The organism is Aeromonas sp. s10 (genome assembly GCF_040907975.1).
Classification (GTDB): domain Bacteria; phylum Pseudomonadota; class Gammaproteobacteria; order Enterobacterales; family Aeromonadaceae; genus Aeromonas; species Aeromonas caviae.
Genome location: NZ_JBFOCV010000036.1, coordinates 94,522 through 117,654 on the forward strand (window position 1 = coordinate 94,522; position 23,133 = coordinate 117,654).

Genomic DNA, 23,133 nt, shown 5'->3' on the forward strand with positions numbered 1-23,133 from the left:
GATCCTAGCGTCCCTCCAGCAGGCGCTGCTCGGCCTGTTCCATGGCCACGGCCGTGCCGAAGAGCACCAGGGTATCGCCCGCCGCCAGCACCAGCTCGCGCCTGGGATCCAGGCTGCGCTCCCCGCGATGAATCGCCTTGATGCGCACCTCTCCCAGGGCGAGATCCCGTACCCTGTGTCCCACCGCCCAGGCCTGGTCGTGCAGCAGTACGGGATGCAGCCGCTCGAGCTGTTGATCCGTCTCCAGATTGCCCGCACTCTTGCCGCCCCAGTAGAAACCGTGCAGAAAGCGATACTGGCTGCTGCGCTCGTGCTCCATGCGCCGGATCACCCGGCCGATGGGAATGTCGCAGTTGAGCAGCAGGTGGGAGACCAGCATCAGGGCTCCCTCCTGGGATTCGGGGATCACCTCGAAGGCGCCGGCCTGCTTGTAGTGTTCAAGGAAACTGTCATCCCGGGTACGCACCAGCACCTTGATCTCCCCCGCCAGCTCCCGGATCAGCGTCAGCATGGCATCGACCCGCTTTTGATCGTCGAAGGTGATGATCACCAGCCGCGCCCGCAACAGACCGGCCGCCAGCAGGATGTCGCGCCGGCTGGCATCGCCGAACGCCACCTGCTCCCCCGCCAGCTTGGCCTCGCTCACACGCTCGGGATCGAGATCCAGGGCCAGGAAGGGGATCTCTTCGAGCTTGAGAAAGCGGGCACAGGTTTGGCCGGTGCGTCCGAACCCGGCGATGATGACGTGCTGGTGTTTGCTCAGGCCCGACTGGGCCACCTCGGCGCGAGAGAGCAGGGCACTGTCGGTGAGGGAGTGGGCAAGTCCCAGCGCCCGCAACACCAGCCAGGGGGTGAGGGCGATGGAGATGACACCGATGCCGATGAGCAGAGAGACCAGCTGGTGATCCAGCAAGCCGTGATGACTCGCCAGCGCCAGCAGCACAAAACCGAACTCCCCGACCTGGCTCAACATGATGCCAGCGGCCATGGCGTCGCGCTTGCGCTCCCCCATCAGGCGGCCCGCCAGCAATATGAGCAGCGACTTGCACAGGATGAGCCCCGTCACACAGGCCAACACCTGCCACCAGGCGCCCGCCACCAGCGCCCAGTCCATGGTCATGCCGATGGTAATGAAGAAGAGCCCCATCAACACGTCGCGAAACGGCTTGATGTCCACCTCGAGCTGATGACGATAGTGGGACTCCCCCAGCATCATGCCCGCCAGAAAGGCACCGAGCGCCATGGAGAGCCCCATCCACTGGGTCAGGGAGGCCGCCAGCAATGCAACCAGCAGGGCACTCAGTACGAAGAGTTCATCTGAACGTGCGCGCGCCACCTCGAAAAACAGCATGGGCAGCAGCCACTTCCCCACCGCCAGCAGCACGGAGAGCGCAAACAACCCCTTGAGGGAGGCCCAGGCGACCTCCGCCAGCAGGGCGCTGCCCTGCACCTCAGGCTGGGCCAGGATGGGGATCATCACCAGCAGGGGCACCACGGCGAGATCCTGGAACAGCAGCACGCTCACCCCGAGCTGGGCTCGCCGGGTATGGAGCTGCTTGAGCTCGCCGAGCTGCTTGATCACCACGGCGGTGGAGGAGAGCGCCAGGGTGCCTGATACCACCAGCGCCTGGGCCAGGCTCAGCCCCCACCACCAGCCGAGCCCGAAAAACAGCAGTGAGGTGAACAGCACCTGCAGGCTGCCGACCCCCAACACCAGCTTGCGCATGGCGAGCAGACGCGGCAGGGAGAACTCGAGCCCGAGGGAGAACATCAGGAACACGATGCCAAGCTCCCCTATGGTCTGCATCATGGCCTGACCCGTGACGATGGCCACGCCATGGGGGCCGAGCAGCATGCCGGCAAACAGATAGGCAAGGATCACCGGCTGGCCGAGGCGCCGGAAAATGGCCACCAGCACAACGGCGAAGATCAGCAGGATCAACACATCGGCGTACACCCATCCCTCTCCTTCATTTGCCCGGCGCCCTCTTCCCTGACGCAGCAAGCACAGCGCCCGCTCCCCATATGGCACGCCACTCGCTCAGCGGCAGGGATTTCCCCTCCCGTTTCATCCCGTTAAGCCTAGCCAGCCCCCTTGTTTTTCATCGGACATATTTTAGGCACAGGGCTTGCAGGAGCCTGTGCAATGAATGGAGAGGTGTAAGGGCTGTAACGTGGAAAACACATCGTCATTGAACGGCTTCGGACATGGCATAGAGCAGTGGGTACAGCAGATGGAGCGGCTTGCGCCCTTGACCGGGCAGGACCGCTATCAGCAGATAGAGCAGTTGCTGGGGCAACGGGATCTTGACGCCCTGCTGGCAATCTTTGCCGAGCGGGTGGCAAACATTGTCCGGATCCACTCGCTCCAGTTCGACTGTGGCCAGCCCCATCCCCTCATCTCGCACCCGCCCCAGGCCAGGCTGACCCTGCATGCCTATCGCTTCGAGCTGCGGGGACGACACGAGCAGTTGCTCGGCCAGTTGCACTACGAGCTGGAGCACCCTCTGAGCGACGGCCAGAGGCGGTTGCTTGAGCAATATCATCAGCTGTTCAGTCTCCCCCTGCCCCTCTATCTGCGGCTGGATCGGCTGGAACAGCAGGTGCGGCTCGACCACCTGACCGGGCTTGGCAATCGCGCCTACTTCGACGAGGCCATCGGCCGGGCGGTGGAGCAACACAGCCGGGAACCCCACGGCCTGGTGCTGGTGCTGCTGGATCTCGACAGATTCAAGCAGGTCAATGACACCTGGGGCCACCCGGTGGGCGACCTGGTGCTAAGCCGCTTCGCCCAGTTGCTGCAGGGGTGCATTCGCGGGACGGATCAGGCGTTTCGCCTCGGCGGGGACGAGTTTGCCCTGCTGCTGCAACCCGCGGACCCCGAGGCCTGGCGCCCGGTCTGGCTGCGGTTGCAACATGTGCTCCACAGCCACAAGGAGCTCAGCGCCTTCTCGGTGGGGTGCAGCCTGGGAGCCGCCAGCTGGCAGTCGGGCATGGATGTGCAGCGCCTCTACGAGACGGCCGATACCCATCTCTACGCCCGCAAGAAAGCCGGGAGCTCCGGCCTGCCCGAATAGGGCATCACCCTTTCGCCTCCCGGCCCCCTGTCACTCTGCGATGTCAATTCGTATCCTGGGGGACGGGGGGCCGCCACTCCCACGCCACCCCCTCTTCTGGCGCCAGAAATCCGTCGCAGACAAAGAGCCCGGCCACCAGTGCCACCTGTTCACCGTAGTAGAGGATGGGAATGCGCCCCCGCTGCCAGGAGGGCACCCCGTACTCTTGCAGCAGCTTCTTGAGCCGCCGGCTGCCCACCCGCCCCACCGGTTTCAGCATGACGCCGGGGGCGACCTGAAAACGCACCGAGAGCGGCTCGTCCCCCCTCGGTGTCCGCAACCCTTCGCCATCCGTTCTCCAGAGCCTGAACTGCCCGAGCCCGTCCGGCAGGGTGAGCGTCTCTTCCATCCGGATGGGCAGCACCTCCTCGCGGGGGGCGAGATCTGGCGCTATCAGGTACAGGCGCCCCTGATAGCGGCGGCACGCCAACCCTTGCAGGCTCAGCCTGGGGTTGGCGTCATCGCGCGCCAGCGCCACCTCCTGCCACAGCAGGCCCAGCAGCTCGCGGGAGGGCATCTCTCCCCCCTGGCGGCGGATCCAGTGGCGCAGCAGGTTGTTGCGCCGCACGGGGGAGAGGGAGAGGAGTCCGTCAATGCGCAGCCCTTCTCCCTCACCCACCGCCTGCCAGTCCGCCTCGGCCAGCTCGCTGATAAGCGCCTCCTGCTCGGCGCACAGGGCCATGGTGCGCGCCGTCGTCCGGGCCATGGCGGGCCAGCGGTCCTTGAGCAGGGGGATGATCTGCTGGCGCAGGAAGTTGCGGTCATAGCTCGGGTCCTCGTTGCTCTCATCCTCAACCCAGCCATAAGGAAGTGACTGCGCGGCTTCCGCCAGCTCGGCCCGGCTCATGTCGAGCAAGGGGCGCAACAGATAGCCTGCGGCAAAAGGCTGGCTCGCCACCATGCCCGCCAGTCCGCGCAGACCGGCACCCCGCTTGAGCGCCAGCAGCAGGGTCTCCAGCTGATCGTCCTGATGGTGAGCGGTGAGCAGCCACTCCCCCTCCCCCAGGTGGGCGGCGAGTCGCTCATAACGCGCCGCCCGCGCCTGGGCCTCCAGGCTCTCCCCGTTGCCCCGACAGAGCTGCACCCGCTCCACGATGAGGGGCACCGCCAGTTGCCGGCACACCCCTTCGCAGTGAGCCACCCAGTCATCGGCATGTGGGCTCAGGCCGTGATGAACGTGCAGGGCGTTCAGGGCGAGGCCGTGGGCGCGTGCAAAACGGGCCGCCAGCACCAGCAAGACGGTGGAGTCGAGCCCGCCGCTGAAAGCCACCAGCAGACCGCGGGAACCTTCCGGCGCGGGCAGGGTCTGACAAAAACGAGAATAAATACGAGAAATCATAGGCTTCCCCAATACGACCAGGCCGATCTTAGCAGAGTCGGGCTTATCAAGCGCTAACCCGGCTGCTAGAGTGAATCGCTCCCTGCGTGGGCAAGGAAGCCATATAACCCGAATTGGAATAAAACCATAATGAACAACAAGAAACACATCCTGGCCACCCTCGTCGGGCTGGCCCTGCTGGCCGGTTGCAGTCAGGCACCGAACCAACCGGACAAACACTCCGGCCTTGCGCTGGCCAACATGGACACCAGCGTCAAGCCTGGTGACGACTTCTTCCGCTACGTGAACGGCCACTGGCTCGCCACGGCCAAGATCCCCGATGACAGGCCCGCCGACGGCGCCTTCTACCTGCTGCGGGACAAATCCCTGGCGGACGTGCGGGTGCTGGTGGAGGGGCTGGATGGCAAAGCCGCCGCCGGCACCCAGGCCCAGCAGATCCACGACCTCTACCATAGCTATCTGGATCAGGCCGCCCGCAACGCCAAAGGCACCACGCCCCTGCTGCCGATGCTGAGCGAGATAGAGCAGATCAGCACGCCGCAGGATCTCGCCCGGGCCTTCGCCCAGAGCGCCCGCACCGGTGGCGGCTCCCCCTTCGGTTTCTGGATAGACGCCGACGCCAAGGCCCCTGACAGCTATGCCGTCTACTTCTACCAGGCCGGCCTCGGCCTGCCGGATCGGGACTACTACCTCAAGCGCGACCCCAACAGCCAGGCGCTGCTGCACAAGTACGAGCAACACATCGCCGCCATGCTGACCCGCTTCGGTGAGACGGATGCCCAGGCCAAGGCGAAACGCATCCTGGCCCTCGAGACCAGGCTCGCCCAGATCCAGTGGGACAACGTGGCCCTGCGGGACAGAGAGAAGAACTACAACAAGGGACCGGTGAGCGAGCTGGGGCGCCTCGCCCCCGCCATCGACTGGGACGCCTACCTGGCCCAGGCCGGCCTTGCGGGGCAGCAGAGCCTGGTCATCGGCCAGCCCACCTATCTCTCGGCCCTGAACGAGGTGATGCAGCAGACCCCGGTCGCTGACTGGCAGGCCTACCTCAAGTGGCAGCTCATCACCGATTACGCCCCCTACCTCGACAGCCAGACCGATGCCCAGAATTTTGCCTTCTTCGGCACCGCTCTTAGCGGCACGCCCAAGCAGCGCGCCCCCTGGGAGCGGGCCCTCGGGGTACTGGACAACAACCTGGGGGAGGCGGTGGGCAAGCTCTATGTCGAGCGCTACTTCCCGCCAGCGGCCAAGGCCCGTATGGAGCAGCTGGTGGAGAACCTGCGCACCGCCTACGGCCAGAGCATCCAGGAGCTGGACTGGATGTCCCCGGCCACCAAGACCCAGGCCCTCGAGAAGCTCGCCAAGTTCAGACCCAAGATCGGCTACCCGGACAAGTGGAAGGACTACAGCGCCATCACCATTCGCCCCGACGATCTGGTGGGCAACCTGCAGCGGGCCCGCGCCTTCGAATACGCCGACAACCTGGCGCGCCTCGGCAAGCCGGTCGATCGGGACGAGTGGCACATGTCGCCCCAGACTGTGAACGCCTACTACAACCCGAGCAACAACGAGATCGTCTTCCCGGCCGCCATTTTGCAGCCCCCCTTCTTCGACATGACGGCGGACGATGCGGTCAACTACGGCGCCATCGGCGGGGTGATCGGCCACGAGATGGGCCACGGTTTTGATGATCAGGGGGCCAAATCCGACGGTGACGGCGTGATGCGCGACTGGTGGACGCCGGCGGATCTCAAGGAGTTTCGCTTCCGCACCAGCCGGCTGGTGGCCCAGTACAACCGCTTCGAGCCCATCAAGGGCCAGTACGTCAACGGCCAGTTTACCCTGGGGGAGAACATCGGCGATCTCGGCGGCCTCACCATCGCCCACAAGGCCTACCTGCTCTCCCTGGATGGCAAGGAGGCCCCGGTGCTGGACGGTTTTACCGGCGAGCAGCGCTTCTTCCTCGGCTGGGCCCAGGTGTGGAAGGGCATGTATCGCCCCGAGCTGATGCAGATGCTGCTCGCCTCGGATCCCCACTCGCCGCCGGAATACCGGGTCAACGGCGTGGTACCGAACATCCCCGCCTTCTACGAGGCATTCAAGATCCAGCCCGGCGACAAGCTCTATCTGGACCCGGCCAAACGGGTCAAGATATGGTGATGACAACCCGGGCAGGGGGCGGCCGACCAGCGGCCCCCTGCCCGCTTCCGACGTGGCAGGGAAGCGTCCCCGGCTCGTCACAGACACACAAGCAGCAACAAGGGTCCTCTCCATGAAAGCCTTATTCCTTACTCTCGGCCTGCTCACCCTGCCCCTCGCCAGCCAGGCGGCGGACGGCTTCTTCAAACAGCTGACACTCCCCTCCGGCCAGGTGGTGACCGTCAGCGAAGGGCGCGGCGAGCCCGCCTCCACCGGCAGCTACGACGTGCGCCTCTACTCCGGTGCCAACCCCCAGTTTCCGCTGGATCAGTTCATCGACGGCAAGGTGCTGCCGCGCGATGGCAGTATCAAGGAGATCAAGCTGCTGGATCTCAACGGCGACAAGCAGCCTGAAGTCATCGTCGTGGTGGAGAGCGCCGGCAGCGGCAGCTACCTGAGCGCCGACGCCCTCACCATCAATCCCCAGGAGGGGCTGGAGAGCTTCAACCACGTGGAGGGACTGGCCCCCAGTGACGATGTGATTGAGGCCCTCAAGACCCCCCGCGACTGACAACCCCCACGCCCCGTATCACGGGGCGTTTTTTACCCCGCGCCTCCCGATGCGGTGCCCACGGCCCCCCACAGGGCGGATGGACGACTGTTTTTTTCTGTGCCTATAATCGCCGCACCCTGCCATAACGAAACACAAGGAGGTAAAAAATGGTTATCCAAGCGTGTCCGATGTTCTCGGCTCGCCTGTTCGGCACATTCAAGTGCTCTTGCCTGCATACCATCGCGCTGCGATAGCGGGTTCGAGCAAAGCCGACTCCCTTCCATACCGAGACCTTTCTCGACTCTGCCGTTGTCGCCAGCGCTCCTGATGACAGGGATTTCCCATCCCGCGATTTAAGAGAGCAAGAGCATGACAACCCTGATGAGTACCCATTCCCTGCAGATGAGTGCGGGGCACCTTCCCTTATTTGATCACCTCGAACTCGGCATTCGCGCAGGCGACCGACTCGGCCTGATTGGCGCCAACGGCTGCGGCAAGAGCACATTGCTCGCGCTGCTGGCGGGCGAGCGCACGCCCCAGGCCGGCCGGATCGTGCAGGCCGCCGCCTGCCGCTGCGAGTTCGTGGCCCAGCAACTGCCCGCTGGGCTTTCCACCCTCAGCACCCGCGCCGTGCTGCTGGATGCCCTGGGCAACGACCCCGCCGCCGAATGGCAGGTGGACAAGCTGCTGGCCGAACTGCAGCTGGAGGCCCAGGCCACATTGCCGGTCAGTGCACTGAGCGGTGGCCAGCACAGCCGGCTGCAGATAGGCCGCGCCCTGCTGCGCCAACCCAACCTGCTGCTGCTCGATGAGCCCAGCAACCACCTGGACTTGCCCGCCTTGCTCTGGCTCGAGCAGTTTCTGCTGGGCTGGCGCGGCGCCTTCGTGCTGGTCTCCCACGACGCTCGCCTGCTGGACAGCGTCACGGATCAGACCCTGATCCTGCGAGACGGCCAGTTGCACCGCTTCGCCCTGCCCTGCAGCCCGGCCAGGGCGGCACTGGCTGCCGAGGATGAGCAGGCCCGCCTGCGCCGGGCAGATGAGCAAAAGGAGATAGACCGCCTGAGCGCCAGCAGCAAGCGCCTCGCCATCTGGGGGCGCGAATATGACAACGAGAAGCTGGTGCGCCAGGCCAAGTCCATGGAAAAGCGCATCGCCCGCCTGCAGGAGGAGCAGAGCCAGGTGGCGGCGCTGGCCCCCTGGCGGCTCGAGCTGCGCGGAGTGAGCCTGCCTGCCGACACCCTGCTGCGACTGGAAGCCCTCGACGTATCGCCGGCACCGGCACTGCCGCCGCTGCTGCGTGCCGAGGGGCTCTGGCTGCGAGCGGGGGACAGGGTTGCCCTGCTCGGTGCCAACGGCACCGGCAAGTCCTCCCTGCTGCGCCAGTGCTGGCGCGAACTGACTGACCTGAGTCCGCAGGCGGGCTGGTACTGCCACCCCGGCGCCAGCATCGCCTATTACGATCAGTCCCTGCAGCAGCTCGCTGACGACGCCACCCTGAGCGACGCGCTGTACCCCCTGGCCCCTCTGCCTGAGGTGACGCGGCGACAGGCGCTGATCCGGGCGGGCTTCCCCTATGCCCGCCACGGCCAGCAGGTGCACACCCTGAGCGGGGGCGAGCGGGCACGGTTGCTGTTCCTCGCCCTGTCCCTCGGCAGCCACCACATGCTCTGGCTCGACGAACCCACCAACCACCTGGATCTGGCGGGCAAGGAGGAGCTGGCCGAGGCGATTGCCGCCTTCCCGGGGGGCGTGCTGCTGGTCTCCCACGACCGGGAGCTGATCGAGCGCAGTTGCAACCGCTTCTGGCTGATACAGGACGGGCGCATCCAGGAGGCTCACAGTGCCGAGCGGGCCTATGCCGAGCTGCTGGGCGATGCCCCCTTGCCGCAGGCGGGCAGCCCGGCTCGATCAGGTGACCCGCAGACCGCGGCCGCCACGGGGGATGACGAAGAGGCGCTGCTGGCGCGCTGGTATGAGCTCGATGCCCTGCTCGCCGCCGATCTGGCCCGCAAGCCCAGGCACCAGACCCCGCGCCTGCAGCAGCAGTGGCGTGACGAGCTGGCGCGCCTTGCCGAGCGCCTCGGCTTTGCCTGACGCCAGCCCGGCTCATCCATCTCTTGTTACGCAACACACGCGGCCAGCCACGGCTGGCCGCAAGGAGTCATCATGACATCAGCACCACCCCACATCAGGCTGGATCCCGTCACCGACACCGACCTGCCTCACATCTATCGCGGCCTCTCCGATCCCCGGGTCGTCGCCTACTACGGCGTCAGCTACGACAGCCTGGCGGCATGCCGGGCACAGATGGATTGGTATGCCGAGCTGACCCGCACCGGCCGTGGCGCCTGGCACCTCATTCGCGACCGGCACACGGGCGAACCGCTGGGGGCCATCGGCTACAACGATGCCGACCCGACTCACCGGTGTGCTGAGCTGGGCTACTGGCTCTATCCCGAACACTGGGGCAAGGGGGTAATGAGCGCGGCGCTGCAACTCTGGCTCCCGCTCACTTACCGCACCACCGACCTGCACCGGCTTATGGCGGTGGTGGAGGAGCCCAACCGCCCCTCCGCCCGCCTGCTGGAGCGGGCCGGTTTTCACTACGAGGGCACGGCGCGGGAGTGCGAGCGCAAGGGGGATGGCTTCATCTCCCTGCGCCACTACGCCATCTTGCGCAGCGACCTGCCCGCCAGCCTGTGACCCGCAACAACAAGCCCCGCGCTGCGGGGCTTTTTTTCGGGAGTTACTTGATGGCGCAGACACCCTCATCGGACGCCGAGCGGCGGCGTCTGCGCCGCCACAGGGAGAAGCCGCCATACCCCAGGCTCAGCACGACGGCATAGAGCACCTGGGTGGCGAGGGCCAGCAGCACCAGGGCACAGAGCAGCACGCTGAGGCCCGCCAGCCCCTTGCTGGTCCCCGACAGCAAGCGCCAGCCGGCCGCCATGCAGAGCAGATAGACCAGCACGAAGTTGCCATTGGCGTAGCGGATCAGCGCATCAAGGGGCAGACGCAGCCAGAGGATCAGGGTGATGGAGACGAAACAGATGGCGAGCACCCAGGCAAGGGCATGCAGGGGAGCGCCCCGGGCCGAGAGGCGAGAGAGGGAGACCGGCAGTTTGCCCTCCCGCGCCATGCTCCAGATAAGGCGCGCAAAACCTTGCAGGTAGATGTTGATGCTGGCGAAGCAGGAGAGATAGCCCAGCACCGCCACCAGCCACTTGGCGGTGGGGCCGAACAGCAGGGAGAGCAGGGCCGGAATGGCGGTGGCATTGGTCGCCTCGTCCCCGTAGAGGTCATATTTGAGCACCACCAGCGAGTGAACCCAGTAGATGAGCCCCGCCAGCAGCACGCCCCCCAACAGGGCAAGGGGGTAGTCCCGCTCTGGCCGCTTGAACTCCTCCCCCATGTGGGCGAAGGCCTCGAGCCCCACGAAACACCAGAACATCACCGCCAGCGCCGAGCCCATGGCGGGCCACTCGCTCGCCGTTGGCAGAGGCTGGGCGGCATCGCGCCAGCTGAGATCCCCCTTGACCCAGATGAGCAGGGTGAGCCCCAGAATGGCCAGAGCGATCAGCAGTTGCAGGTTGCCGGAGGAGCGCGCTCCCCGCAGCCCCAGCAGAAAGACCCCGAGCAGGGTGAGCAGCTGGATGCCCCAGAGGGTCCACTCCCCCATGTCGAACAGGGCGTGCCAAAAACCGGCGGCGATGGTGAGGGCGGCAGGCAGGCCCACCGGCAGCACCGCCAGAAACAGGAAAGCGGAGAAGCGCTCAGCGCCGTTGCCAAAGGCGAGGCCAATCAGATGGGGGGCGCCCCCCGCGTGGGGATAACGCCGCCCGAGGCGGGCGAAGGTAAAGGCGATGGGCAGCACCAGAGCAATCAGCAGCAGCCAGGCCCACAGCGACGCCCCTCCCGCCAGCGAGGCAGCGGTGGCCGGTACCACGAAGATCCCGGTACCGAGCAGGGAGGTGGCGAGCAGCCCCATCCCCTGCCAGAGCCCGAGAGCCTTTTTCAACCCAGACATATCCTGTTGTCCCGTCTAGAAAAACATCCCGCCATGTTAGGCCGCCACCACCGCTTTGTTAAGCATTTGTGCCCATAAAAAAACCGCCCCGGGGGGCGGCTTTCTCACAGGGATGAACGCTGTCATCAGGCAATCAGCTTGTAGATGATGCCGGACATGGCGATGAGGCCGATGAGGGTGACGAAGCCGTTGCTGAGGTTGCCGGCATATTTGCGCATGGCCGGCACCTTGGCGATGGCGTACATCGGCATCAGGAAGAGCAGCATGGCGATGATGGGGCCGCCCAGATCTTCAATCATGCCGAGGATGCTCGGGTTGATGGTGGCCACGGCCCAGGTGGTCAGGATCATGAAGACCGCGGTCACCTTGTTGAGCTGCTTGACGTCGACGTTCTTGCCCTTCTCGCGCAGGGACTTGGCCATCAGGCCGTTCATGCCCTCTTGCGCACCCAGGTAGTGACCCAGGAAGGACTTGCTGATGGCAACCATGGCGATGAGCGGTGCCACGGTGGCGATCACCGGGTTGTCGAAGTGGTTGGCCAGGTAGGAGAGGATGGAGATGTTCTGCTCCTTGGCCGCCGCCAGGTCAGCCGGGGAGAGGCTCAGCACGCAGCTGAACACGAAGAACATTACCGTCATCACCATCATGACGTGGGCGCCCAGCAGGATGTTGCTGCACTTCTTCTCGGCGTTGGCGCCGTAGCGGCCTTTGTTGTCCACCGCGAAGGAGGAGATGATCGGGGAGTGGTTGAAGGAGAACACCATCACCGGGATGGCCAGCCACAGGGTCTTGATGAAGTCACCATTGAAGGCCTCACCCAGCGCCGGGGCTTCGGTGATGATGGCACCGTTCCAGTGCGGGATCAGGTAGACCGCCAGGCCCATCAGGGTGACCACGAAGGGGAAGACCAGCACGCTCATCGCCTTGACGATGACCTGGCCGCCCAGGCGAACGATCGCCATCAGGCCCAGGATCAGCACCAGGGAGAGGATGGCACGGGGAGGTGCCGTCATGCCCAGCTGGTGCACCATCAGGCTCTCGACGGTGTTGGTGATGGCCACGGAGTACATCAGCAGGATGGGGTAGATGGCGAAGAAGTAGAGCAGGGTGATGAACTTGCCTGCGGTCTTGCCGAAGTGCTCTTCCACCACCTCGGTGATGTCGCCGTCACGGGTGGAGCCGGACAGCACGAAGCGGGTCAGGCCACGGTGGGCGAAGAAGGTCAGCGGCAGGGCCAGGATCAGCATGGCGACCAGCGGCCACAGGCCACCGACACCGGCATTGATCGGCAGGAAGAGGACACCGGCGCCGATGGCGGTACCGTACAGACCCAGCATCCAGACCACGTCGGCCTTGTTGATGCCACGGGAGGAGGCTTTGCTCAAGCTGCCTTCAACTGCAATGTTCATGTCAGACATAGGGGTGTTCCTGTCATCAAGGAAAGTGGGATCTTAACTTGTCAGTGGGCCTGGGCCCGGTTCCTTTCCATGGAACTCCAGCTATTCGTCCTGTTTGTTCCTCCGCCCCGGCCATCCGGCCGCCACTCCCTGTGGCAACCTGATTGCAACAAACACGGGCGGGGAGTCGTAATACAGAGGGGATCGTGCTCGCTCGTTAACAACGGGATAACGCTCACCTCATCCGATGAGATGACTCTAGTTAAAAGGCCCTATTAATCACAGCGTTTTTTTGAATTAATCAACCAAAGTTTGATTGGAATCGCCTTTCCGTCGCTTCAGATCACACTTGAATCGCCATATTGCGATTTTTTTTTAACATATAAACTTTTTGATGTGATCCACCTCACCCTTGAAACGCGCAACAATTTTGTCACAACCCCCTCGTTGCCCCCCGATTGTCTCCCGTCGCCCCATGGCGTACCCTTTGTGTCCGCCCCTTTTCTGCGTACCGACCATGACCCTCTCCCGCACCGATCTCGCCGAGCTGGCCGTGTTTGCCGCCGTCGCCCGTCACCGCAGTTTCAGCAAGGCCGCCCTCGAGCTCGGGGTCTCCGCCTCGGCCCTGAGTCATGCCCTCAAAGGGCTGGAGAGTCGCCTGGCCGTCAGGCTGCTCAATCGCAGCACCCGGGCCGTGGTGCCGACCGAAGCGGGCGAACGGCTGCTGGCCCAGGTACTGCCGACCCTGGGGCAACTGGAGGCGGCGCTGGCGGAGCTGACGCGCCACGCGGGCGAACCCGTGGGCAGGCTCAGGCTCTGTGCCCCCCGAGCCGCCATCCAGGAAGTGCTGGCCCCGGTGCTCATCGACTATCTGGTGCGCTACCCGCGCATGCAGGTGGAGGTGGAGGAGCTGGAGCTGATGCCCCGCCTCATCGAGGATGGCTACGACGCCGCCCTCTTCTACGGCGACCTGCTGCCCCAGGAGATGATCTCGGTTCCCCTGGGCCCGCAGCAGCGCTATCTGGTGGTGGGCTCCCCCGACTATCTGGCACGGCGTGGCACCCCTCGCCACCCCTCGGATCTGCGCCAGCACGACTGCATCGGTTATCGGCTCACGCCCCATCACCACTATCGCTGGGCCTTTGCCGCCGAGGGGGAACTGCTGGAGATCGAAGTGACGGGCCCGCTCACCACCAGCACGCCTGCGCTCTACCTGGGGGCGGCCGAGGCGGGGCTCGGGCTCGCCTACTGCCATGAAGGGGAGGTGTTCGACGCCCTGGCATCGGGGCGGCTGGTGAGCGTGCTGGATGACTGGAGCCCCAGCTTTGCCGGGTTCAACCTCTTCTATCCGGGCCGGCACCAGCTGGGGCAAGGGCTGCGAGCCCTGATCGACATGCTGAAGGAGTATCACAGGATCCGTTGATTGATGAGCCTCATTCAGCAATCCATCAAATGAAAGCCTGATTATCAATTAATCCATAAGAAACTAGACTGTCTGCTCGATTCCGGCCCTTTTCCCGAGTACAGATATGTCCGCCTACTTCCGCCTGCGTCAACGGGCCATGGCCCGCCGTTTCTGGGGCTATGCCCTCCCCTCCGTCATGGCCATGCTGGTCTCCGGCGCCTACTACCTGGTGGACGGCATCTTCGTCGGCCACTACGTGGGGGCCGCCGGCCTTGCCGGCATCAACCTGGTCTATCCGGTCATCATGGTGCTCATCGGCCTCGCCGCCATGATCGCCATGGGGGCCGCCACCGCCATCTCCTTCCAGCAGGGCGCCAGGAACCTCGCTCTGGCCCGCCAGGCTCTGGTCAGCGCCCTCTGGCTGCTGCTGATCCTGGGCACGGTAGCGCCGCTGCTGCTGCACCACTGGCACACCGATATCCTGCAGGCCCTGGGAATGGCCCCCGGCACCGACACCTGGCAGCAGGCCAGCGACTACCTCACCTGGATTGGCGGTGGCACCCTGCTGCTCGCCAGCAACCTGGCGGTGCCCTACCTGCTTCGCAACGACGGCCGCCCTCGCCTCGCCATGGTACTGGTGAGCGGCGGCGCCCTCCTCAACATCCTGCTCAACTACATCATGGTGGGCCGGCTCGGGCTCGGCCTCACCGGCACGGCCCAGGCCACCCTCCTCTCGGAGGCCATGGTCAGCCTGCTCGGCCTGGGGTACTTCTTCACCCGCCACGCCCGGTTGCGGCTGACCTGGCGCCAGCTGGTGCCCCGCTTCCCGGCCATGCCCGGCCTGCTCTTCACCGGGCTGCCGAGCCTCATCGCCCAGTTCAATCTGGGGCTGCTGCTGCTGCTGCACAACAGCCAGCTGATGGTGCACGGCACGGTCAAGGATCTGGCGGGCTTCACCGTGGCGGGGTACACGGAGGCGGTCTTCATCGTCATCCTGCAGGGACTGGCGTTTGGCATCCAGCCCCTGGTGAGCCAGGCAGCCGGGGCCGGGCGCCATCGCGACCTCCAGTTCCTGATGGCGATGGGGCTCAAGATCACCCTGGTCTATGGCCTGGGGGTCTGGCTGATTGTCCAGCTGCTGCCGCAGCCGGTCGCCATGCTCTACACCGGGGATCAGGACGCAGAGCTGCTCGCCGCCGCCATCAGCAGCCTGACCCTCAACCTCGCTGCCCTGCCCCTGGAGGGGATCGTCATGTTCGGCATCGTGCTGTTGCAGGCCATGGCCCGCACCCGCCAGGCCCTCGCCATCTCCGTGGCCAAGACGGTGCTGCTGCTGCCCCTCATCTTCCTGCTGCCCCTCTGGTGGGGGCGCGACGGGGTCTTGATGGCACAGCCCGCCACCGTGCTGCTGCTGACGCCCCCCCTGTGCTGGCTGCTGTGGCGGGAGTGGCGGGCCCTGAGCCCTGCCGGAGGGCGTGCTTCCGTCCGTATGCAACGGGCGCTGACCGCCCCCTGAGGCCCGCCCCGGCGTCCCCCCACAAACGTCGCCCATAAAAAAGTCCCCGCATGTGGGGACTTTTTATTGGAAGCGGCAGATCAGCAGTAGCCGTAACCCAGCAGACGCTGGTAGCGCTGCTCCAGCAGTTGCTCGCTGTCGAGGGGGCGCAGGGCATCCAGATCCTGTTTGATGCGCGCTTTCAGGTGCTTGGCCATCTTCTCCACATCGCGGTGGGCACCACCGAGGGGCTCCTCGACGATGTTGTCGATGAGCTTCAGCTCCTTCAGGCGCTGGGCGGTAATGCCCATGGCATCCGCCGCCACCGAGGCCTTCTCGGCGCTCTTCCACAGGATGGAGGCGCACCCTTCCGGGGAGATGACGGAGTAGGTGGAGTACTGCAGCATGTTGACCCGATCGCCCACGCCGATGGCGAGAGCGCCGCCGGAGCCGCCTTCACCGATCACGGTGCAGACCACCGGCACGGTCAGGCCGGCCATGACTTTCAGGTTGCGGGCGATGGCTTCGGACTGGCCACGCTCCTCGGCACCGACGCCGGGGTAGGCACCCGGGGTGTCGATGAAGGTGATGATCGGCATCTTGAAGCGCTCGGCCATCTCCATCAGGCGCAGGGCCTTGCGGTACCCTTCCGGGCGCGGCATGCCGAAGTTGCGCTTGATCTTCTCCTTGGTCTCGCGACCCTTCTGGTGACCGATGATCATCACGGGCTCGCCGTCGAGACGGGCGATGCCGCCGACGATGGCCTTGTCATCGGCATAGGCGCGATCCCCGGCCAGCTCGTCGAAATCGGTGAAGATCTGCTCGATGTAGTCGAGGGTGTAGGGGCGCTGGGGATGACGTGCCATCTGGGATACCTGCCAGGCACCCAGATCGCCGAAGATCTTCTTGGTCAGCTCTTCGTTTTTCTTCTCCAGCCGGCGAATGTCTTCGCTGAGATCCACGGCACTGTTGTGCTCGCTCACATGGCGCAGTTCATCGATCTGTGCCTGCAACTCGGCGATCGGCTGTTCAAAATCCAGAAAAAGACTCATAGGGACAATAGATCCTCTAATCAAAAACCAATTCAACCCGCTCTCGTCCAAGCAGGACTCGCAAGTCATCTATCAGTTGATCGGTGGGCGTCACCCGCCACTCGGTACCGAGCGTCAATCGCACCCGGGAACCGGGGCGACGATAGTTTACCTGAACCGGACAGACTCCGGCACGGGCGGGCTCCAAAATCTCGCACAAACGCGGGAAAAAGCGCTCGTCAATGCGTTGTTCATCGAGGGAGATGCGGATTGCCCTGGCAAAACGCTCCCTCGCATCGTTGATATCCAGCAACTCGCGGGCCGACATTTTAAGGCCACCGGAGAAGTCATCAAAGCTGACCTGTCCAGAAACCACTAAAATACGGTCTTTTTGCATCAATTCTTCGTATTTTTCCAGCGCTTCACTGAAAAGGGTCACATCCAGACGGCCGGATCTGTCGTCCAGGGTGAAGATCCCCATCTTGTTGCCGCGCTTGGTCACCATGCTGCGCGCCGCGATCACCAACCCCGCCGCCGTGGTCACCGTATCCCGGGAGGTGGGATGCAGATCGCACAGTCGGCCCGAGGTGTAGCGCCGCAGCTCGCTGCTGTACTGGTTGATGGGGTGACCGGTGAGGTAGAGCCCGAGGGTCTCGCGTTCCCCTTCCAGCCACACCTTGTCAGGCCAGTGCGGCACGTTGGCGAACGCCTTCTTGACGTCGTCGATCTCTTCGGTGAGCACACCGAACATGTCGACCTGCCCCACCGCCTGGGCCTTGGCGTGCTGCTCGGCGGCGCGCATCGCCTCCTCCAGGGTCGCCATCAGGGCGGCGCGGTGGGGGCCGAGCCTGTCCATGGCGCCGGAGAGGATGAGCTTCTCCATCACCCGCTTGTTGAGCTTCTTGATGTCGACCCGGTTGCAGAAATCGAACAGGTCGCGGAACGGACCGTCCCGATCCCGCGCGTCCAGGATCGCCTCGATGGGCCCTTCCCCTACTCCCTTCACCGCGCCGATACCGTAGACGATATGGCCGTCCTCGTTGACGCTGAAGCGGTAGCGACCGGTGTTGACGTCCGGCGGGATCACGGTCAGCCCCATGCGCTGACACTCGTCCACCAGGGTCACTATCTTGTCGGTGTTGTCCATGTCCGCGGTCATCACCGCCGCCATGAACTCCGCCGGGAAGTGGGTCTTGAGCCAGAGGGTCTGGTAAGAGACCAGCGCATAGGCAGCGGAGTGGGACTTGTTGAAGCCGTAGCCCGCAAACTTCTCCACCAGATCGAAGATCTTCATCGCCAGTTCGCCGTCGACGCCGTTCTTGACCGCCCCCTCCTCGAAGCCCGCCCGCTGCTTGGCCATCTCTTCGGGTTTTTTCTTGCCCATGGCCCGACGCAGCATGTCCGCGCCACCCAGGGTATACCCCGCCAGGGTCTGGGCGATCTGCATCACCTGCTCCTGGTAGAGGATGATGCCGTAGGTGGGCTCGAGTATGGGTTTGAGGCTCTCGTGCTGCCACTTCTCGTCCGGGTAGGAGATGGCCTCCTTGCCGTGTTTGCGCTCGATGAAGTTGTCCACCATGCCCGACTGGAGCGGGCCCGGGCGGAACAGGGCCACCAGCGCGATCATGTCTTCGAAGCAGTCGGGCTGCAGCCGCTTGATGAGGTCCTTCATGCCGCGGGATTCGAGCTGGAACACCGCCGTGGTCTCGAAACGCTGCAAGAGGGCGAACGACTTCTTGTCGTCGATGGGGATGGCGGCGATGTCCACCGGCGGCTTGCCCTCTTTGGCAAGACGGGGGTTTATCATGCCAAGGGCCCAATCGATGATGGTGAGGGTGCGCAGCCCCAGGAAGTCGAACTTCACCAGGCCTGCGTACTCCACGTCGTTCTTGTCGAACTGGGTGACCGGGTGATGCCCCTCGTCGTCGCAATAGAGCGGCGCGAAGTCGGTGATCTTGGTGGGCGCGATCACCACGCCACCGGCGTGCTTGCCGGCGTTGCGCACCACCCCTTCGAGGCGGCGCGCCATGTCGATGAGGTCCTTGACCTCCTCGTCCTGCTCGTAGAGCTCCGGCAACTTGGGTTCGGCCTCGAACGCCTTGGCGAGGGTCATGCCGGGGTCGGGCGGGATCAGCTTGGAGATGCGATCGACAAAGCCGTAGGCGTGGCCCAGCACCCGGCCGACGTCCCGCACCACCGCCTTGGCCGCCATGCTGCCGAAAGTGATGATCTGGGACACCGCCTCCCGACCGTACATCTCGGAGACGTGATCGATCACCTCGTCGCGCCGGTCCATACAGAAGTCGACGTCGAAGTCGGGCATGGAGACCCGCTCGGGGTTCAGGAAACGTTCGAACAGCAGGTCAAATTCCAGCGGATCCAGATCGGTGATCTTGAGGGCATAGGCCACCAGCGACCCCGCCCCCGAGCCCCGGCCCGGACCGACGGGGATACCGTTGTCCTTGGACCACTGGATAAACTCCATCACGATGAGGAAGTAACCCGGGAAGCCCATCTGGTTGATCACTTTGAGCTCGATGTCGAGACGCTCGTCATACTCGGGACGGCGCTCGGCCCGCACCGCCGGATCCGGGAACAGGAAGGCCAGCCGCTCCTCCAGCCCTTCCTTCGACTTCATGACCAGGAAGTCTTCGGTGGTCATGTCGCCGGTGGGGAAGTTGGGCAGGAAATACTCGCCAAGGCGCACCGTCACGTTGCAGCGCTTGGCGATCTCCACCGTGTTTTCCAGGGCTTCCGGGATGTCGGCAAACAGCTCCGCCATCTCCTCCTGACTGCGCAGGTACTGCTGGGGGCTGTAGCGGCGCGGTCGGCGCTTGTCCATCAGGGTGTAGCCGTCGTGGATGGCGACCCGGATCTCATGGGCATCGAAGTCATCGGCGGTGAGGAACACCACCTCGTTGGTGGCCACCACCGGCAGTTCGAACTCGGTGGCAATGGCCACCGCCATGTGCAGGTAGACCTCCTCGTCCGGGCGGCCGGTACGCAGCAGCTCCAGGTAGTAGGCATCCGGGAAGTGGGTCTGGTAGAAGGCGAGGCAATGCTCCACCATCTGGCGGTTGCCCTTGAGCAGGAACTTGCCCACATCCCCCTCGCGCCCGCCGGAGAGGACGATCACCCCCTTGGCATGTTCGCCAAGCCAGGCCTTGTCGATGACGGGGCGCCCCTGCACATGACCGCGCTGATAGCCGCGGGAGATGAGCAGGGTGATGTTCTGGTAGCCGTCGTTGTCCATGGCGAGCAGGGTGAGGCGAAACTGCTCGTCTCCAAGCTCGTCGCTCTGCACCCAGAAATCCGCCCCGACCAGGGGCTTGATCCCCTTGCCGTGGGCAGAGCCGTAGAAGCGCACCAGGCCACACATGTTCATCTGGTCCGTCAGGGCCAGGGCCGGCATGTTGTTGGCGGCGGCAGCGGAGACGATGGGACCGATCTTCTGCAGGCCGTCGACCATGGAGAAGTCGGAGTGCACCCTCAGGTGGATGAAACGGGGATCAGCCATGGTCACGCCCTCTCATTGCGCAAGCAGAAATCGTTCAGACAGATCGGCATCGGTTATTCGATCCCCAGGGCGCGGCGCACCGGCTTGAAGCTTTGACGGTATTCGGGCAGCGGACCCCGTTCGGCCAGAATGGCGAGGTGCTCCGCCGTCGGGTAGCCCTTGTGGCGGGCGAAACCGTACTCGGGATGGCGGCTGTCCAGCTCGGTCATCTCGGCGTCCCGGGTCACCTTGGCGAGGATGGAAGCGGCGCTGATGGCGGCCACCAGGCTGTCACCCTTGACCACGGCGCGGGCCTCCATCGGCAATCTGGGGCAGCGGTTGCCGTCGATGAAGACCAGCTCGGGCGTCACCTTGAGCCCCGCCACGGCGCGCTGCATCGCCAGCATGGTGGCGTGCAGGATGTTGAGCTCGTCGATTTCCGCCGGGCTGGCGCGGCCGATGGCATAGGCCAGCGCCTTCTCTTTGATCTCGCCAAACAGGGCGAGCCGCTTCTTCTCGGAGAGCTTCTTGGAGTCGGCGAGGCCAAGTATGGGATTGGCAGGATCCAGGATCACCGCGGCGGTGACCACGTCACCCACCAGGGGGCCGCGACCCACCTCGTCCACCCCGGCAATCAGCTTGTCTTCGGGAATATCGATCGTCATCTCATAGCCTTGAATCAAAACCGGCCCCGCAGGGCCAGTATCAGCACAACATCACGCCTAACACACAGGCAGAGCCCACTAGCGTTCCAGCAGCGCGGCAACCGCTTCCGCTGCCTGCACATCCGCATTGCAGCGGATCTTCTCGTGCAACCGGGTGAAGGTGGTGATGAGCTCGCTGTTGTCATGGTCCAGCAGCTTGCTCACCTCTTCCACCAGGTTGGCCGGGGTGCACTCGTGCTGGATGAGCTCGGGCACCAGCATCTTGTCCGCCAGCAGGTTCGGCAGGGAGACATAGTCCGTCTTCACCAGCCACTGGGCCAGCAAGTAGCTGAAGGGTTTGAGCTTGTAACCCACCACCATGGGCTTTTTCACCAGCATGGCCTCGAGGGCCGCGGTGCCGGAGGCGAGCATCACCACATCGGCGGCAATCATGGCCTCGCGGCCCTGGCCGTCCAGCAGCACCATGTCGAGCTCCGGGGCCACCTCGGCCTTGATGGCGAGGAACTGCTCGCGCCGTTTCTGGTTGACCAGAGGCACGATGAAACCGAGATCCGGGTTGTGCACCGTCAGGTGCTTGCACGCCTCGAGGAAGACCGGCGCCATGAAGCCCACTTCCGCCGTGCGACTCCCCGGCAGTACCGCCAGCCAGCGACGGGCGGGATCGATGCCAAGGGCCTCGCGCACCGCCCCTTGATCCGGCACCAGGGGAATGTCGTCCGCCATGGTGTGGCCGACGAAGCGACAGGGGGCATCGAAACGGTCGTAGAAGGCTTTCTCGAACGGCAGGAAGGCGAGCACCATGTCGGTGGCCGCCTTGATCTTGTGAATGCGGCCCTGACGCCAGGCCCAGACGGAGGGACTGACATAGTGGACCGTCTTGATACCGGCGCGGCGCAGTTTCAGCTCCACCCCGATATTGAAATCCGGTGCATCCACACCGACAAAGATGTCGGGGGGATTGGCGATGAAGTGGCGCAGCAGTTCGCGGCGCACCTGGAGGATGCGGGGCAGACGGCCCAGCACCTCGGTGATGCCCATGACGGAGAGCTCCTCCATCTCGAACAGCGCCTTCACGCCGAGAGCCTGCATCCGCGGCCCGGCGATCCCTTCGAACTGCGCATCCGGGTAGCGGGCTTGCAGTTCGCGCACCAGCCCTGCGGCCAGGATGTCGCCGGAGGTCTCTCCGGCGACGATGCCGATGCGAATGGGATCAGGCACGGATGATCCCGCGCTCGTTGTCCTTGAGGAAATCCACATAGAGCTGGATGGCCGGTTCGCTCTGGGCCATCTCGCTCAGCACGGGCAACACCTCTTCAATGGTCTTGCCGGAGCGGAAGATCTCCTTGTAGGCGCGCTTGACGGCAGAGATCGCCTCGGCGCTGAAGCCACGACGACGCAGGCCTTCGGAGTTGACCCCGAACGGCTTGGCGTAGTTGCCGGCGGCCATCACGTAGGGCGGCACGTCCTTGTTCAGGGCAGCGCAGCCGCCGACGAAGGCGTGGGAGCCGACGCGGCCGAACTGGTGAATGGCAGACAGACCGCCGAAGATCACGAAGTCACCGATGTGCACATGGCCCGCCAGGGTGGCGTTGTTGGCGAAGATGCAGTTGTCACCGATGATGCAGTCGTGGGCCACGTGAACGTTGACCATGAACAGGTTGCCGCTACCCACCTTGGTCAGGCTCTGGTCCTGGGTGGTGCCGCGGTGCACGGTGCAGTTCTCGCGAAACACGTTGTTGTCGCCGATCTCGAGGAAGGTGCGCTCGCCGGCGTACTTCTTGTCCTGGCAATCCTCACCGATGGAGGTGTGCTGGAAGATCTTGTTGCCGCGACCGATCTTGGTCGGGCCCTTGATCACCACGTGGGAGCTCACCCAGGTGTTGTCACCGATTTCCACCTCGGCGCCGATGACGGTGAAGGGGCCGATTTCAACCCCTTTGCCGATGACGGCAGACTCATGGACGATGGCGGTGTCGTGGATGATGGCAGTCTGATCGATCACGGTTATACCTCGCGCTTGGCGCACATCAGTTCGGCAGTACAGACCACTTCACCGTCGACGGTGGCGACACCGGTGAACTTGGCGATGCCGCGACGCTCCTTCAGGAACTCCACATCCAGCACCAGCTGATCGCCGGGACCCACCGGGCGCTTGAAGCGGGCATTGTCGATGGAGGCAAAGTAATAGAGCTCGTTGGGGGACGGCTTGCCCACCATGGTGAAGGCCAGGATACCGGTGGCCTGGGCCATGGCTTCCAGGATCAGCACGCCGGGGAAGACCGGCTTGGCCGGGAAGTGGCCCTGGAAGATCGGCTCGTTGAACGAGACGTTCTTGATGGCGCGCAGGGTCTTGCGCTCATCGCTGATCTCGTAGTTTTCCACCTTGTCCACCATCAGGAACGGATAACGGTGGGGCAGCAGATCCATGATTTCCTGGATGCCCAGGCTCTTCTTTTCAGTAGTCAAA

The 23,133-nt window shown here is 64.5% G+C and carries 17 protein-coding genes; 7 read left to right on the forward strand and 10 right to left on the reverse strand.

The annotated features are described in order from the left end of the window. Window positions 1-4: 4 nt before the first annotated feature. Window positions 5-1,957, reverse strand: coding sequence for a cation:proton antiporter (locus tag AB5Y59_RS12335; RefSeq protein ID WP_368212048.1), 1,953 nt, complete (start codon window positions 1,955-1,957; stop codon window positions 5-7). Window positions 1,958-2,150: 193 nt separating this feature from the next. Between AB5Y59_RS12335 and AB5Y59_RS12340 the strand changes: the two genes are divergently transcribed. Beyond that, window positions 2,151-3,077 (forward strand): GGDEF domain-containing protein, encoded by a 927-nt coding sequence (locus tag AB5Y59_RS12340; RefSeq protein ID WP_160839279.1) that lies wholly within the window; start codon window positions 2,151-2,153, stop codon window positions 3,075-3,077. A gap of 43 nt (window positions 3,078-3,120) precedes the next feature. Here AB5Y59_RS12340 and tilS read toward each other — a convergent pair whose 3' ends face one another. Continuing rightward, entirely contained in the window at window positions 3,121-4,455 is a 1,335-nt protein-coding gene (gene tilS, locus AB5Y59_RS12345) for a tRNA lysidine(34) synthetase TilS (RefSeq protein ID WP_368212050.1), read from the reverse strand. 129 nt (window positions 4,456-4,584) lie between these two features. Between tilS and AB5Y59_RS12350 the strand changes: the two genes are divergently transcribed. The 4 genes from AB5Y59_RS12350 to AB5Y59_RS12365 all read left to right on the forward strand — a co-directional run bounded on the left by AB5Y59_RS12350 (window position 4,585) and on the right by AB5Y59_RS12365 (window position 9,853). Continuing rightward, window positions 4,585-6,615 carry a M13 family metallopeptidase gene (locus AB5Y59_RS12350; RefSeq protein ID WP_368212052.1) on the forward strand — a complete coding sequence of 677 codons (2,031 nt, stop codon included), beginning with the start codon at window positions 4,585-4,587 and terminating at the stop codon, window positions 6,613-6,615. A 112-nt stretch (window positions 6,616-6,727) separates the two neighbouring features. After that, a complete protein-coding gene (locus AB5Y59_RS12355; protein ID WP_010673427.1) occupies window positions 6,728-7,165 on the forward strand; it encodes a PliI family lysozyme inhibitor of I-type lysozyme in 438 nt (145 codons plus the stop codon). A 351-nt stretch (window positions 7,166-7,516) separates the two neighbouring features. Continuing rightward, a complete protein-coding gene (locus AB5Y59_RS12360) occupies window positions 7,517-9,244 on the forward strand; it encodes an ABC-F family ATP-binding cassette domain-containing protein (protein ID WP_368212053.1) in 1,728 nt (575 codons plus the stop codon). Between the two features lie 72 nt (window positions 9,245-9,316). Continuing rightward, on the forward strand, window positions 9,317-9,853 hold the full coding sequence (locus AB5Y59_RS12365) for a GNAT family N-acetyltransferase (protein WP_216944526.1): 537 nt from the start codon (window positions 9,317-9,319) through the stop codon (window positions 9,851-9,853). Window positions 9,854-9,896: 43 nt separating this feature from the next. On the opposite strand, the gene yjeH is transcribed toward AB5Y59_RS12365, so the two are convergent. Together yjeH and AB5Y59_RS12375 are read right to left on the reverse strand one after the other, a co-directional pair. Beyond that, window positions 9,897-11,177, reverse strand: coding sequence for an L-methionine/branched-chain amino acid transporter (gene yjeH / locus AB5Y59_RS12370; protein ID WP_368212055.1), 1,281 nt, complete (start codon window positions 11,175-11,177; stop codon window positions 9,897-9,899). Between the two features lie 125 nt (window positions 11,178-11,302). Further along, window positions 11,303-12,595: an HAAAP family serine/threonine permease gene (locus AB5Y59_RS12375; RefSeq protein ID WP_039039437.1), complete on the reverse strand. Its 1,293-nt coding sequence runs from the start codon at window positions 12,593-12,595 to the stop codon at window positions 11,303-11,305. A gap of 496 nt (window positions 12,596-13,091) precedes the next feature. On the opposite strand from AB5Y59_RS12375, the gene AB5Y59_RS12380 reads away from it, so the two are divergent. Continuing rightward, complete coding sequence (locus tag AB5Y59_RS12380; RefSeq protein WP_039039436.1) at window positions 13,092-13,997, forward strand: LysR family transcriptional regulator; 906 nt, start codon at window positions 13,092-13,094, stop codon at window positions 13,995-13,997. A 106-nt stretch (window positions 13,998-14,103) separates the two neighbouring features. After that, window positions 14,104-15,495, forward strand: a complete 1,392-nt coding sequence (locus AB5Y59_RS12385; RefSeq protein ID WP_368212057.1) for an MATE family efflux transporter — start codon at window positions 14,104-14,106, stop codon at window positions 15,493-15,495. A gap of 80 nt (window positions 15,496-15,575) precedes the next feature. Here the strand turns inward: AB5Y59_RS12385 and accA are convergent, their stop codons facing one another. The 6 genes from accA to fabZ form a co-directional block, all read right to left on the reverse strand. Next, window positions 15,576-16,526, reverse strand: a complete 951-nt coding sequence (gene accA, locus AB5Y59_RS12390; protein WP_010673419.1) for an acetyl-CoA carboxylase carboxyl transferase subunit alpha — start codon at window positions 16,524-16,526, stop codon at window positions 15,576-15,578. A 16-nt stretch (window positions 16,527-16,542) separates the two neighbouring features. After that, on the reverse strand, window positions 16,543-20,022 hold the full coding sequence (gene dnaE, locus AB5Y59_RS12395) for a DNA polymerase III subunit alpha (RefSeq protein ID WP_042015569.1): 3,480 nt from the start codon (window positions 20,020-20,022) through the stop codon (window positions 16,543-16,545). Between the two features lie 53 nt (window positions 20,023-20,075). Beyond that, complete coding sequence (gene rnhB, locus AB5Y59_RS12400; RefSeq protein ID WP_039039433.1) at window positions 20,076-20,666, reverse strand: ribonuclease HII; 591 nt, start codon at window positions 20,664-20,666, stop codon at window positions 20,076-20,078. Window positions 20,667-20,744: 78 nt separating this feature from the next. Next, entirely contained in the window at window positions 20,745-21,884 is a 1,140-nt protein-coding gene (gene lpxB / locus AB5Y59_RS12405) for a lipid-A-disaccharide synthase (protein ID WP_010673416.1), read from the reverse strand. Beyond that, window positions 21,877-22,668, reverse strand: a complete 792-nt coding sequence (lpxA, locus tag AB5Y59_RS12410; RefSeq protein ID WP_010673415.1) for an acyl-ACP--UDP-N-acetylglucosamine O-acyltransferase — start codon at window positions 22,666-22,668, stop codon at window positions 21,877-21,879. The genes lpxB and lpxA overlap by 8 nt, the downstream gene beginning before the upstream one ends. Before the next feature lie 2 nt (window positions 22,669-22,670). After that, the gene (gene fabZ / locus AB5Y59_RS12415) at window positions 22,671-23,132 is read right to left on the reverse strand and encodes a 3-hydroxyacyl-ACP dehydratase FabZ (protein WP_010673414.1); all 462 of its coding nucleotides are present in this window, start codon (window positions 23,130-23,132) and stop codon (window positions 22,671-22,673) included. Window position 23,133: the final 1 nt, after the last annotated feature.

Excerpts from the sequence above, each read along its gene's own strand:
- AB5Y59_RS12365 (WP_216944526.1), top strand. The coding sequence starts at position 9,317 with ATGACATCAGCACCACCCCACATCAGGCTGGATCCCGTCACCGACACC.
- AB5Y59_RS12340 (WP_160839279.1), top strand. The coding sequence starts at position 2,151 with ATGGAGAGGTGTAAGGGCTGTAACGTGGAAAACACATCGTCATTGAAC.
- AB5Y59_RS12380 (WP_039039436.1), top strand. The coding sequence starts at position 13,092 with ATGACCCTCTCCCGCACCGATCTCGCCGAGCTGGCCGTGTTTGCCGCC.
- rnhB (WP_039039433.1), bottom strand. The coding sequence starts at position 20,666 with ATGACGATCGATATTCCCGAAGACAAGCTGATTGCCGGGGTGGACGAG.
- AB5Y59_RS12360 (WP_368212053.1), top strand. The coding sequence starts at position 7,517 with ATGACAACCCTGATGAGTACCCATTCCCTGCAGATGAGTGCGGGGCAC.
- AB5Y59_RS12350 (WP_368212052.1), top strand. The coding sequence starts at position 4,585 with ATGAACAACAAGAAACACATCCTGGCCACCCTCGTCGGGCTGGCCCTG.
- tilS (WP_368212050.1), bottom strand. The coding sequence starts at position 4,455 with ATGATTTCTCGTATTTATTCTCGTTTTTGTCAGACCCTGCCCGCGCCG.
- AB5Y59_RS12355 (WP_010673427.1), top strand. The coding sequence starts at position 6,728 with ATGAAAGCCTTATTCCTTACTCTCGGCCTGCTCACCCTGCCCCTCGCC.
- dnaE (WP_042015569.1), bottom strand. The coding sequence starts at position 20,022 with ATGGCTGATCCCCGTTTCATCCACCTGAGGGTGCACTCCGACTTCTCC.
- AB5Y59_RS12385 (WP_368212057.1), top strand. The coding sequence starts at position 14,104 with ATGTCCGCCTACTTCCGCCTGCGTCAACGGGCCATGGCCCGCCGTTTC.
- accA (WP_010673419.1), bottom strand. The coding sequence starts at position 16,526 with ATGAGTCTTTTTCTGGATTTTGAACAGCCGATCGCCGAGTTGCAGGCA.
- AB5Y59_RS12375 (WP_039039437.1), bottom strand. The coding sequence starts at position 12,595 with ATGTCTGACATGAACATTGCAGTTGAAGGCAGCTTGAGCAAAGCCTCC.
- yjeH (WP_368212055.1), bottom strand. The coding sequence starts at position 11,177 with ATGTCTGGGTTGAAAAAGGCTCTCGGGCTCTGGCAGGGGATGGGGCTG.